Annotated in this window: 10 protein-coding genes; 3 read left to right on the top strand and 7 right to left on the bottom strand. The window is 48.1% G+C overall.

Features of this window, described 5'->3' with window-relative positions:
- Positions 1 to 51 precede the first annotated feature (51 nt).
- Positions 52 to 1,245 (bottom strand): multidrug effflux MFS transporter, encoded by a 1,194-nt coding sequence (locus VV1_RS17880; RefSeq protein WP_011081529.1) that lies wholly within the window; start codon positions 1,243 to 1,245, stop codon positions 52 to 54.
- A gap of 103 nt (positions 1,246 to 1,348) precedes the next feature.
- Between VV1_RS17880 and VV1_RS17885 the strand changes: the two genes are divergently transcribed.
- Positions 1,349 to 2,236 (top strand): LysR family transcriptional regulator, encoded by an 888-nt coding sequence (locus VV1_RS17885; RefSeq protein WP_011081530.1) that lies wholly within the window; start codon positions 1,349 to 1,351, stop codon positions 2,234 to 2,236.
- Between the two features lie 191 nt (positions 2,237 to 2,427).
- Positions 2,428 to 4,269: a putative bifunctional diguanylate cyclase/phosphodiesterase gene (locus VV1_RS17890; RefSeq protein WP_011081531.1), complete on the top strand. Its 1,842-nt coding sequence runs from the start codon at positions 2,428 to 2,430 to the stop codon at positions 4,267 to 4,269.
- Between the two features lie 134 nt (positions 4,270 to 4,403).
- On the opposite strand, the gene VV1_RS17895 is transcribed toward VV1_RS17890, so the two are convergent.
- From VV1_RS17895 to VV1_RS17920, 6 genes are all read right to left on the bottom strand, one after another.
- Entirely contained in the window at positions 4,404 to 4,766 is a 363-nt protein-coding gene (locus tag VV1_RS17895; protein ID WP_011081532.1) for a RidA family protein, read from the bottom strand.
- Between the two features lie 26 nt (positions 4,767 to 4,792).
- Positions 4,793 to 5,833 carry a lactonase family protein gene (locus tag VV1_RS17900; protein ID WP_011081533.1) on the bottom strand — a complete coding sequence of 347 codons (1,041 nt, stop codon included), beginning with the start codon at positions 5,831 to 5,833 and terminating at the stop codon, positions 4,793 to 4,795.
- A gap of 78 nt (positions 5,834 to 5,911) precedes the next feature.
- On the bottom strand, positions 5,912 to 8,383 hold the full coding sequence (locus VV1_RS17905; protein WP_011081534.1) for a beta-N-acetylhexosaminidase: 2,472 nt from the start codon (positions 8,381 to 8,383) through the stop codon (positions 5,912 to 5,914).
- 79 nt (positions 8,384 to 8,462) lie between these two features.
- A complete protein-coding gene (locus VV1_RS17910; RefSeq protein ID WP_011081535.1) occupies positions 8,463 to 9,980 on the bottom strand; it encodes a sodium:solute symporter family protein in 1,518 nt (505 codons plus the stop codon).
- A gap of 189 nt (positions 9,981 to 10,169) precedes the next feature.
- The gene (locus VV1_RS17915) at positions 10,170 to 10,562 is read right to left on the bottom strand and encodes a RidA family protein (protein ID WP_011081536.1); all 393 of its coding nucleotides are present in this window, start codon (positions 10,560 to 10,562) and stop codon (positions 10,170 to 10,172) included.
- A gap of 75 nt (positions 10,563 to 10,637) precedes the next feature.
- The gene (locus VV1_RS17920; RefSeq protein ID WP_011081537.1) at positions 10,638 to 12,071 is read right to left on the bottom strand and encodes an N-acyl-D-amino-acid deacylase family protein; all 1,434 of its coding nucleotides are present in this window, start codon (positions 12,069 to 12,071) and stop codon (positions 10,638 to 10,640) included.
- 182 nt (positions 12,072 to 12,253) lie between these two features.
- On the opposite strand from VV1_RS17920, the gene VV1_RS17925 reads away from it, so the two are divergent.
- Positions 12,254 to 13,519 (top strand): amino acid deaminase, encoded by a 1,266-nt coding sequence (locus tag VV1_RS17925; RefSeq protein WP_011081538.1) that lies wholly within the window; start codon positions 12,254 to 12,256, stop codon positions 13,517 to 13,519.
- Positions 13,520 to 13,555 lie beyond the last annotated feature (36 nt).

The raw sequence follows: 13,555 nt of genomic DNA on the forward strand, positions 1-13,555 counted from the left end.
CCTCATTAACTGCTGCGCGGCATTGTAGTGACGGGGGGTGAGATAATCAAGTTAGACTTTCTGTACCTCCGGCGTCGTCATCACTTTGCCCTTGAGCAGCAACACCGCAAAACATCCCATCGCAACTAGAATATAAAACAATCCTAATTGAGCCTGAGTTCGAACGCAGTGTTCAACCAAAAATCCACCGAGCAGAGCTGCCATTACCATCTGCACTGAGCCAGACAACGCAGAAACAGATCCCGCATTTTGCTTGTGAGGGGCAAGGAGCAAGCTGATCGACAGAGGGAATGACATTCCTTGAGCAAAACTCATCACGGTAAAGGCAGCGATCAAGCTAACGCTACTAAAAGGCGCCCAAATGAGCCCACAACCAGACAGAGCCACAAGAACAAAACTGGCGGCAAGCAGCCTCTTCACCTCGAAATAGCGTAACAAGACATTGACTGTAACACTACCAAGCAAAAGACCAGCAGATGGAATGATCATCATGCTGCCATAATCAGCAGCAGAAAATCCAAGCTCTCCTTGCATCATGAAAGGGAATACCGAGAGCGAAACAAGGCTAACAAGGTAGCTCATCCAGTTAAAACTGGCACTGCCGATCACTTGCGGATTAGTCGCCAAAGTGCGATAAGTCGCCAACACGGTTAAAGGACGAAAACGTCTCTTGGCGTAAGGCAAGGTTTCTGGCAACACAAAATAGCCCAACGTAAATATCGCCAATAAGTAGCACAACACAAAAACGAACACCGCTTGCCAACTGACATGAAAGGCGATCCAGCCGCCAAAAACCGGGGCAATGATCGGCATGATCGATGCGGTAATCGAAATATAAGAGAGCGCTTTGGTCAATTGTGCCCCTTCGTAGCTGTCTCGCAATACAGAACGCCCCAACACCGATGCGCTACCCGCCCCTAATCCTTGCAACAATCGACCTAACTCTAACGCTTCAATACTGGATGAAAACGCGATACAGATGACAGTGCCAACTAAGTAGATCCCTTGGCCAAGAATGAAAACTGGACGTCGACCAATCGCATCAGACAAAGGGCCATAAAAGAGTTGTGATGCACCAAAGCCAACAAGAAAGAAAGTCACGACATTTTGTACGTCAGCTTGTGTCAATCCGAGATCGTGACTAATAAGGGGAAGAGACGGTAAATAAATGGCCACGCCCACTTGCCCTGTCGCGATGATCATCATCGCTAAAAGCAATGGCATTTTTTGTAACGACTTCAGCATTCCCCTCTCCTCTCTTACATCAAATTATTTACAGTTTATATTGGCCTTTGATTGATGATAATCTCCCCAATCGGAAAGAGATTAATTCCCTAAAGGAAAGAATATGGATTGGTTTCAAAGCGTAAACAGCTACATCAGAGTGGTGGAAGAAGGCAGTTTTAACGCGGCAGCGCGTAAAATGAACACCACCAGTTCCGCCATCAGCAAGCGGATACAGTGGTTAGAGGAGAAAATTGGTGTTCAGTTGCTTAAGCGCACCACACGATCCATCAGCCAAACCGAAGCGGGCGCTCTGTTTTATCAGCGCGCAAAGTTGCAACTCGATGGCTGGCAATCGGTTTTAGATGAGACGCGATCCGTCAACCTAAGCCCAGCTGGATTACTGAAAATTGGCGCAACCCTTGCCGTCGGATCTAAGTTCTTAGTTCACTATCTGGATGATTTTCTAGAAAAATACCCAGATATTAAAATCCAGCTCTTTACCACATTACCAGGGCAACTGCCTGAGCTGAGCCTAGATCTTTTTATCAGCCGAGAGTTGGAACAGCTGAACTCCCTGAGCTTTAAAGCAACCGCGCTTTTTGAACATAAAGCGACGTTTTTTGCGGCCCCCAGCTATATTGAAAAATACGGTATGCCGGAGAACGCAGAGCAGTTGGTGAATCACAATATCCTGATCTGGGGAGAAAAGCCGAGTCGAGAACTGAAACTCAACAATGGTAAACGCATGACTTTGCGTGGCAACTTCTCGACAACCAATCCAGAAGCGCTTTTCCACGGTGCAAAACGAGGCATGGGCATTCTGCTCAGTAATAACGTGATGATCAAAGAAGAGCTGCGTACTGGCGCTTTGGTTCCTGTTCTGCCAAACGTGCACGCAGACGAAGCCACCGTTTACGCTTACTACCCCAAACTGGACTATCAGCACACAAGAACAAAACTGTTTTTGGATTACCTTAAAGAGCGGCTACAGCAAGAAAAGTCCGTATAGAGCAAAAAAGTGCTAACTCTTTCTGCTCAGTAACTGGCTATGAGATAACACTTTCCTAGCAAATCTGATTTTTCTTCATTGCAAACTTCTACTACCTGAACGATATTTAACGTGATGCATATCTAGATTGTTTTCGCAACGTTATGCAACAAAAGTGTCACTATTATAATAATCAGGTAGAGAAACGTCAGATGAATGATTCAACGCTCCAAGCTTGCATCGATTTAGATGAGCTTATTCATACTCTATCTCTCGACGGTAGCGAGCTGCTCAATCAAGTTACGCTCAAGCTGCATTCCACTTTAAGCTCGTACTGCACCTGTATCGTAGAGATAGATCTGCACCACAACCATGCCAATACCTTGGCTTATGCAAAAGAGGGAAGCAACGTTAACGCTGCGCGTTATAGCTTAGAAAATACGCCATTTGAACGCATCGCTCTCAAGGTGATCGAGCACTGTCATCTGATTCAAGACAACGTCCCTGACAGCTATTTCTCACTAGAAGAAGGGCTAGAATTTACCGAAGCGGGCGTGCATGCGTTTGTCGGCATTCCACTGCGCGGCCATAATGGCGATATTTTGGGTATTCTGGTTTCCACATTTGGATTTAAACCTCACGACCCTCAGTTAATACTCAAATATCACCGCATATACGCCAACATCATTATTCACGGTTTACGAGAAAAGTGGCTAAGTGATCGCTCTGATCAGTTGGTGAATCAACTCAGTTACGAAGTCTCACACGATAATTTGACCGGATTACTTAACCGCAGTTGCCTTTCGGATACCTTGGAAACCCTTACCCAGCAATCCGATCGCCCATTTAGCCTCGTTTGCATCGATATCGATAACTTCAAATTAATCAACGACATTCACGGCACCTACATTGGTGACCAAATCATCAAGTTTACTGCGCATGCCATTCAATCCGCACTGCCCACCCCTGCCTTGGCGTACCGAGTGGCGGGTGATGAGTTTGCTTTTATCACTTATTCCGAAACGCCAGAGGAGGTGTGCGAGCACATACTGAATAAGATTGCGTTTGGCTATCAAGACAACGCCAATCACGTTCGATTTGACATCAGCATCGGCATCGCCAAAGCAAGCCAACGTCTTATTACGAGTGATGAGTTATTTCTCAACGCCAGCCTTGCGATGAAAGAGTGTAAAAAGCACCCTAACAATCGTATTCGCTGCTATGACACCCATTTAAGCGCGCTATACCATCGAAAAACACAGTTAATCGAAGCCATACGCGAGCAACTGGCGAAGCCTATCGATGAGGTAACAGAGATTTACGTGGCGATTCAGCCGATCGTCAACGTGCATAAACCACGTTGGGATTATTTTGAAGTGTTGGCGCGTTGGGACAGTGCCGAATATGGCTCAATTTCGCCCGTTGAGTTTATTGATGCCGCCGAGCAATCAGGGCTCATTGTTCAGTTAGGAGAGCGGATCATCGAGCTCGCTTGCCGAGCAAAAAACTACTTGGAAGAATCGTTAGGTTATCGGGTGAAACTTGGCGTCAACTGTTCTGCGTATGAACTGAATGATGAAGAGCGATACCTTAATTACCTCAATAAGATGATGCAAAAGTATCATCTCGATCCCCGTGATTTCGTGATTGAACTTACAGAAACGGTGTTACTGACTCAAACGGGTAAAGAGCACATGGTGCTGGATGCACTAAGAGATCGCGGTTTCAAAGTGGCACTCGACGATTTCGGCACGGGTTACTCAAGCTTGAATTACATTCACAGCTACCCCATCGACACGATAAAAATCGACGCCAGCTTTATACGTAATATGCTTTGTAACGACACCGCTGAGCGCGTGGTGTGGCTTATCACACAACTGGCCTTACAACTTAAGGTGAATTTAGTCGCTGAAGGGGTTGAAGAAGAGCTGGCGTTGAAAAAATTGGTCGATATGGGATGCGAGCAGATCCAAGGCTATTACTATTCTCGTCCAATGAAACCAAGCCGAATCGTAGACAAACTGAGTGCCAAGCAGATCAAAAGCGCCTCTTAGCTTGCCTTATTCAACCGCTGGCGAACTCGCAACAGGGCTATGAAAACAGAGTTGTGAAAAAGGGACGATATTTCGTCCCTTTTCTCATGGAGAAACCTTTGTGGATTTCGCCTTGCTAAGTCAGCACTCAGCGATTATTGAAATGCTTCACCCGCTGCCGCGACAAAGGTCATTTCAACCAAGTAGTCTGGGTCAGCAAGCTCTGCTTTGACACAAGCACGGCTTGGTGCACAGCCTTCAGGAAACCAGTTGTCCCATACTTCATTGAGCGCATCAAAGTTGGCAAAATCAGTCACATAAATGGTCACCGAAAGAATACGCGAGCGATCACTGCCGATTTTCGCCAATTGCGCTTCTGCTTGAGCAAAAATCTGCTCCACTTGGCCTTTCATGTCCGCGTTGGTATCACTGTCAGCCACTTCCACAAAATGCGCAATGCCATTGAAGACGGTAATATCAGACCAGCGTTTACATGGGTTAATGCGGTGAATTGTCATCGTATTTTCTCTTTATCAGATTGATTTTATTTAAAGGGTTCTTGATGCTCGACTAAGCAAACCGGGCTACCAATTTGGCAGCTGAAGCCCGTTGCGGTTAATCGGCCCGTGTGGCGGTCGCGACGATAGCTGACCACATTATGGCTATGCTGGTTCGCCACCAGCAACCATTTGCCATTGCGCGACAACACAAAGTCTCGCGGAAAATCTCCAAGAGAATCCACCGCCTCTAACCATTTAGGCTCGCTTTGGCTAACATCAAAAACCGTGATTTTATTTTGTCGGCGGCAGGATGCATAGAGAAATTGCTCATCGGAAGACAATCGAATGGCAGAAGCCGCAGCGCCATTTTCTTCACCCGGCAGCAAAGGTTGCTCTGAAACCATCGCCCAACGTTCGTTTGCTCGTTCTAGCGTCAGCAAAGTTTCGGTCAATTCGCACAGCAAATAGGCACGAGTTTCCGCCTGATTAAAGACTAGGTGACGAGGGCCGGTGCCTGCAGGAAGTTTAAGTGACTGATGCAAAGTAAAGGCTTGCTGCTGATCATTAATTTGATAGAAATGCACCTGATCGGTACCCAAATCCACCACAGCTAAAAAAGGGCTATGGCGTAGAAACGTCGCTTGGTGCGCGTGTGGTGATGTTTGTCGCTCTCGATTTGGGCCATCACCTTCCACATAAAGCTCAGCAATGCACTCTGACGGCGCACCTAACACATCGAGCGTATATATGGAGGTGTTGCCTGAACCATAATTTGCGACGGCACAAAACGTCTGGGTCGGGTCAATATCTAAATGACAAGGGTAGCTACCGTTGATCGCCATTGCGCTACTGTCGACACAACCAAGTTGCATCAACTGTGGGTTCTCTTCAACCGCCACTTCATTGAAGGTATATAAGCCTCGCGAAGTTTGTGTGAGATAAGACGGATTGCGTAGCGTCGCCAGCTCGTTAAATGGGATCAACTCACCCGTTTCAGTATTGAGTTCCAGTTGAGCCACGCCGTCACTCATACTGGGTTCATCGGTATAGGTGCCAACGTAAAAATGTAAGATACCTTGTGTCATTCTTTTTGCGCTTCCTTTGCGTTAAGCCATCTTGTTACCTTGCCGCCTGTCGTCACAGGCGGCAACGGCTTTTCTACACTAAGGTGCAATTTTGTGAAGTAGCTGCTCGGTTGGTCTTACTATCGCCACAATGGTTTCATCAAAAATGACCGCATTCTTATCCAATATCGCTTGATAAGTCGCTCGCTCAGCAGCTGAAAGCACTTGTCCCTGTTGCGCTTTTTCCACCAACTCAAGACCCAGCTCTGCTAACGCTATGGTTGCCTCTGCGATCGCCACACTCTCACGTGAGGCCACATTGGCAGCAAAAATCCCACGAGATTGGCGCGCCGCACCTTTCACCGCCTGATAATGCTCAGAAAGCTCCTCAAGCGCCTGCTTGCTTTGCGGACTTTGCGCATTGCCATTTGGCTGATAGCCACGCACCCACGCTTCCATGTCATACACCGCATAGCTTTCTACCACGAGGGCATCGGCGAACCGATTTAAGCGTTCATATTGGTTGTACAAATCCCCTTTGTTTGGCGTAGAAATCCATTTCTCCCAGTGCCTCGCATAATATTGTGCAGGCTCCGTGTATTTGGCTAACGTGATGAGCGGCGCAACATCTGCCCCATTGGCTAAACGCTGAAGCATCATCCGAGCATCCGCATGATGACGCAGGCCAAGAGAAATTTCCGACCAACTATCCAGCGCGCGCATTCGACGGTACATACTGGCTTCATCAGTGAGCGATTCACTTGACCAAAGTCGTTCGGCAATCGCATAGCTGCGTGGCCATAAGCGCTGTTCTATGGTCATCGAATCGAGATTTTCACCCCAAATGGTCACTTCACCACCGAGGATCAATGGCTCCTCTTGTTTGGTCAGTTGAGCAGGATAACCGCCATTGGGTTGCGGAATGCTCGTCACTTCTCTCTCGCTAGAGGCCACCAAATTGCCAGTTGCTGGCCAACGCACATTGCCAATACGCTGATAGCTGCCTTCTTTTAGTTGATCACCAGCAAACTGATAATTGAATTCAGTGTAGGACATGAAGTTGTCAAAATGGCCACGGAATAGCACTCCGGGGACGTATTCCAATACATACACTTCTTCACGCGATTTACCATTGTAATCGGTAAATGCACGCACTTTGCCGTCAGCACCCTCGATGATGGTGAGATTCCCTTTGCGCGGGCCTCCTTTATTGCGAGGCTTCACCCAATCGTAGGTGACAAATTTTTCCCCTTGATGCAGTTGATCATCGACGGTGATCCCCTTCGGCATCGGGTCATTACGATAATGGTAGCTGGTGGGTTGAGGCTGATCGAGATAATAACCCGTCGACAAAATGCCTTGATAGCCCTCTTTGGCCGCTCGGCCAATACTGTCATGCCCCTGCCAACTCTGAATCACCACCGATTTCGGCAGATCTTTATGCCAAATTTCATCCCAGCCTGTGATTTTCTTGCCGCGCTGGTTCAGCATCTGCTCGACTCGGCTATTCAGGTACGATTGCAGCCCTCGTTCGCCGTCCAATTGATGCTGTTTGATAAACGCTTGGATTTTCGGGTTGTCACGCCACTGTTGATAGTTCGGCTCATCCCCGCCGATGTGAAAATACTCATCTGGGAAGAGCTCGACCACTTCATCGAATACGCTTGCCAACATGGTGTAGAGTTCTGGATTGGTTGGGTCCATCAAAGGTTCAAACACACCCCAACCACGCTGCTGAGGGTAAGACTGTTCACCAAGGCCAGACATCAATTCCGGATAGGCGTGCGCGACCGCCGAAGCATGGCCAGGCAGCGAGATTTCAGGGATCACACGAATACCAAGATTACGCGCGTACTCAACCACTTGGCGAATTTCATCTTTGCTGTAGAAATCACCATCCGCGGTGGCTTGCCATAAGCGAGGGTAGTTTTCCAGTTGAATACGAATGCCTTGGTCATCCCAGATATGCCAGTGGAAGACGTTCATTTTCGCTGAGGCCATGGCATCCAATTGGCGCAAAATCACCGGCAGTTCGATGTAATGACGCGCAGTATCGTACGACACCCCACGCCATTTAAAACGCGGCGCATCAGAGATAGCAACGGCGGGAACGAAGTAGCCATTGGCATCCGTCGAAACCAGTTGCAGTAAGGTTTCTAAGCCATGAAACGCGCCATAAGGCTCAGTGGATGAAAGCAAAATCTTGCCATTTGCAACCTTCAATTGGTATGACTCATCGCTGTCGATATTTTGCACCGCACTGCTTGGGGCACGTTGAATATCTATCACCAACGTTGCTTCTTGTTCGGATTTTGCCTGCCAATTCAGCATCGGCAAGCCAGTTTGTCGATAGAGCCGCTCCATGGTGCGCTTAACGTTAAACGCCACGCGCGGTGAGTCGTAACCTTTGATATAAATACTGAACGCTTTATCCAGCGTCACCTTGCCTTCGCTTAACTCAACGTTTTGCGGGTAAGGCATTAAAACCAAATCGGTATTGGGAGCCATTGCCATCGTTATCGGTGCCATCAGTACGCCTGAAATCAGTAGAGCCAGTGTAGCTTTGTTCATCTTGAGGTTCCTGTGCTAACACGATGAGTTTCAGAGCAAGATCACTGAAACTCATCGAACAGAGATTAGAAGAGGGAGATTACAGCTCGCGCGCCGCTTGACGATTTGCCAGCGATTCGTCGCGATCCAGCTCGCCTTTGTCGGAGAGTTCCATTTCCATCAAAGCGCGTTCATCGTCTAAGATGGCGCGTGCCATTTCGGCAGAGACTTGATTTGCTGGCGTCAGCAGGCTCACGACGACACCGGCAGTTAATGCCACCAAACACGATGGGATCACCGGGTTGCCCCAAAACGTGGTCAGGCTCGGACTCATCATCACCGTCACGGAAGCAGCAGACGCACCCGCCAGTGTTGCTAAGGCTCCTTGCCAGTTATAACGAGACCAAAAACGCCCCAACATACCGCAGACAAACATGCCAGACATGACTGTAGAAATCATTTTGGTGATGTAGCTGATGATGTCGTTTGAGGTGAGAGCAAACAGCAAGGCGAAACCAATCACCACCACTAACGCCAGACGCGAGTAGTTGAGCATCGACTCTTTGTTTGGCACACGGCCTGTGAACATCACATACACATCACGCAGCAGGATGGACACGCCCGCAATCGCATCAGAACTGGCACTCGACATGGTGGCCGAAAGGCCAGCAATAAGCACAATCATCCCCACACCGACAGGCAACACCGTGGCAGCCACGTAAGGGAACGCATAGTTTGAGTTGGTCAACTCTGGGTTAATCGCATGCGCTGCCATACCGATAATGGCAGGGATAATTGAGAAGAACAGGTACAACACGCCCGAGCCAACAAACGAACGACGGATGGTTGAAACATCTTTGCCCGAGTAGATACGCTGACGGAACGACGGCGTTGCTAACACGCCCACACCAATCACGACAGACAATGAAATCGCCGGGATCAACCCGAGTTTGTCGATGGCCAAAAAGCTGACTGCCGCTGGGTCCATCGCGCTATAGAGATTATCTAGGCCCCCAATGTGCTGCACAGACAAGACCGCCATGAGAATGAAGCCAACAAACAAGATCACGGCTTGAATGGTATCGGTCCATACCACGGCGGTATAACCGCCAATCACCACGTAAATAGTAAAGGCCGCCGCAATCACAATTTTCGCGGTGCTTAGTTCAATGTCGGCAATCCACGCAAGGTACATGCCACCGCCAAGAATGTGCGCGCCAAGCCAACCAATCGATGCAATGAAAATCAACAAGCCGACCACATTTTTGACGATGCGGTTCGCACCGACATAGTAGGCCAACTCCTCACTCATGGTCATAAAGTTGAGTTTACGAACAGGGGCAAACCACAAAGCGAGAAGAAGAATGCCCACGGCACCACCAATGCCATAGAGCGCTCCCGCCCAACCATTGGCATAACCAAAGCCTACCGCTCCCATACTGGAACCCGTTCCCACCATGGTGGCAACTGTGGTGCCTAAGACGAGAAATAACGGTAAACCTCGACCACCTAATAAAAAATCTTCTCCTGATTTTTGATTACGTGAAACAAACCAGCCGAGCCAAATAAGGAAAAGCACATATATTCCAAATCCGGTTAAAAAAAGTGTGCTATTCATTGAACACCTCTCAGGTAATTTAAGTCCATCTTTCAGATAAAATATCCCTGTCCTTCTACTTTGGCAGGCATGATTATTTTTATTTCAGGGAGTGAAGGTGCCGAATAAGAATAACAAGGAGAGTTCAAATTCGGCACCGTGTGAGTTTGTCTTTGTGACGATTAACTCAAATAAGTGCGTTGATATTTATTAGCGACGGTCGGCTCGATAACACGTGACGTCGACTTCCACTTTGACATCCACCACAAGGTCACACACCATGCAAATACGCGCAGGTGGATGCTCGCCAAAAAACTCTTTAAACACTTTATTGAACGACTGGAAATAGCGTGCATCGGTCAACACAACCTTAACGTGTACTACATCTTCTAGCGTATAGCCCGCCTCGCTCATGATGTCGACACAGTTTTGAATTGCGAGGCGAGACTGATCAACAATGCCACCTTCAACCACTTCACCATCAATCATCGGTGTTTGGCCAGAGACGTAAAGGAAACCACCCGCTTCGGTTGCTCGTGCAAAGGGTAAATGCTGACCACCTGTGCCCACGCCGCCTTCTACGCCATATCGTTTAATTGACATTATTTTTCTCCATTACTTTCTTACTTAATTTCATTAATTTAATATTTATCAAATAACTTTATTTGAATTAAATCGTTATTTATTTCGATAAATAAAAACACCGTTTCTGTGTTTTGAAACCTGACCATTAAAATAAGCCAGTATTCCATTCACGAATACCCGTTCAATACCTTGCGCTAACGAAATGGGATTTTCAAAAGTTGCGGTATCTTTCACTGTTCTCGGATTAAATAAAACCAAGTCAGCAAATGCACCTTGTTTTATAACCCCTCGTTCACTGAGGTTATATCGTTTAGCAGACATTCCCGTCATTTTGTGAATCGCTTCTTGCAGGGAAAAGAGTTTTTCTTCTCGGCAATAATGCCCGAGCACTTTCGGGAAAGTGCCCCACAAGCGCGGGTGTGGATGAGGATCGTTCGGCAATCCATCCGAACCCACCATGGTTAAGCGGTATTTCAACACTCGCTTAACATCTTGTTCGTCCATGCAGTGATACACCGCTCCAGCAGGTTGTAGCGCTTTGGCTGCTTCCATGAGAGGTAAGCCCATCTCCTTAGCGATCTGCTTAAGCATCTTGCCGGCAAACTGTGGCTGGCTTTTCGACCAAGTAATAAAAATGTCGATCTCTTCTGTCACTTGAGTCAGATCTAAAGTGGAAGAGCTGGCCGAATAAGGGTAACAATCGCAAGAGACATCTTGATGTTGAGCGGCTTTTTCCATCAGATCCACCACTTCAACAGTGCGTCCCCAATTGCCCGCGCCCGCGCATTTAAGATGGGAGATCACCACAGGTACCTTAGCAAACTGGCCCGTTTCAAAGGCTTCCGCCATCGCACTGAGTATCTCTTCAAATTCGGTACGCATGTGGGTGGTATAAATGCCCTCATACTCGCCGAGCACTTGTGCTAAGCGCATCACTTCATCGGCGGTCGCCTGCTTAGCACTGGCATAAGCCAAACCTGAACTTAGCCCCAGCGCCCCCTGCTCCATCGCTAAAGCGAGCGCTTGTCGCATCTGCTCGATTTCTTCATCGGATGCGGCGCGTAACAAATCATCCATAACATTGTTACGCAGTGTCGTATGGCCAACCAACGCCGCCACATTCACGGCAGGTTGCGCGCGTGTTACCGCTTCAGCGTAATGAGCAAAAGTCGGGTATTTAAAATCGGCTTGCTCGCCAAGCAAGTTCATCGGGTCAGGCGGATCACCCGCTAAAATCGTCGGGCTGGCACTAATACCACAATTACCCACAATCACGGTTGTCACCCCTTGGCTGACTTTAGCCAAACACTCTGGATAACGAATCACATTGGTATCGTCATGAGTATGAACATCGATAAATCCCGGTGCTAGCGCCAAGCCCTGGCCATCAATCACACAAGCCGCAGACGCATATTGACTATCACCAATTTGAGCAATTCGCTGCCCTTGAATGGCGACATCAGACACAAATGGCATCCCACCGGTGCCATCAAAAATTTCCACATTTCGAATTATGGTATCGAACACTCTACGTCTCTCTACTGCTCAACTCTTTAACCTGATGTCATAGTAAATCTTGCTAAAAATTAATCAGTGACAAAACACACAAATAAACACGAAAAGTTTGATACTTTCTATCACAAGATCTATTTTAGAAACAAACAAACTCAAAATATCAATCACTTAAATCATGTTAGAAGTAGATAACCATGAAAAAACCTTATGAAAATCATGATAGAAACTATCATAACTTTGTTGTTAAACGCCCCGCTGTTGGTGAAAAAAGCCAAGCAATTCAACCTCAAGCATGCAATTTATCGTTGGACGAAGTGAGCCTGCCGAGTGCGGTGATTCACGCGTCTGCACTCAACAATAACCTTAAGTGGATGCAACAGTTTGCCAATCACCACCACGTGAAACTGGCCCCACACGGCAAAACCTCCATGACGCCCGATTTCTTCCGCCAACAACTTGAACATGGCGCGTGGGGCATCACCGTTGCCACCGCGGCGCAGGCGGAAGTGGCTGCCATGGCTGGGGCGAAAAACATCATCATCGCGAATCAACTGGTGGGCAAAGCCAACATGGCCATCATCAGTCAACTCATCGAAGATCCTGAGATTCACCTGTACTGCTGCGTGGATTCATCACGGAACATTCGCGCCCTTTCGCACTTTTTTGCCCAACGCCAGCAAACACTTCATCTTTTCATTGAATTGGGAGTGAATGGCGGCCGTTGTGGTTGTCGAAGCGAAGCACAAGTGCTTTCACTCGCTAACGAAATCCACTCACTGCCTCATTTGGCGTTGGCAGGCATCGAGGTGTACGAAGGGGTGATTCATGGTGAAAATGCCGAGGAAGAGATTTGCCATTTCTTGCAGAATGCGATCTCTTTGGCTCGCAAGCTCAAAAGCACTCAATTGATCGCATCACAGCCAATCATCACTGGTGCGGGCTCAGCTTGGTATGACGTTGTGGCGGAGCAATTTAGCGGCCTTACCGATCTCACCCCCGTCATTCGCCCTGGCTGCTACGCCATCCATGACACAGGAATTTACCAAACCGCACAGCAAAACGTGATGCAAAGAGCCCAACAAAATCAGGGCGTCGCGTGCGATCTTGGTGGGGATTTGCTCTCTGCGCTTGAGCTATGGGCACATGTTATTTCTCGCCCAGAACCAACGCGTCTTGTGGTGGGCATGGGTAAACGCGATGTGGCATTTGATGCTGGCCTGCCCACGTTAGAACGCGCGTTTCGCGACGGTCAGCCGTTGCCAATAGCTGCTGGCGTGACATCAATCGCGATCATGGATCAACACACGTTTGTCGAGATCCCGGCAGAGTGCGAACTCGATGTCGGCGATATTCTGGTTTTCTCCACCTCTCACCCTTGCCTCACCATCGACAAATGGCGCGCGTTGGCCATTCGCGATGAACACTATCAAGTGAGCCATTGGGTAGAAACCCGCTTCTGATGAATTTGTGCGATGTGAAAGCAGCAACTTAGAGCA

Origin of the sequence: Vibrio vulnificus CMCP6 (genome assembly GCF_000039765.1) — a bacterium.
Taxonomy (GTDB): Bacteria; Pseudomonadota; Gammaproteobacteria; order Enterobacterales; family Vibrionaceae; genus Vibrio; species Vibrio vulnificus_B.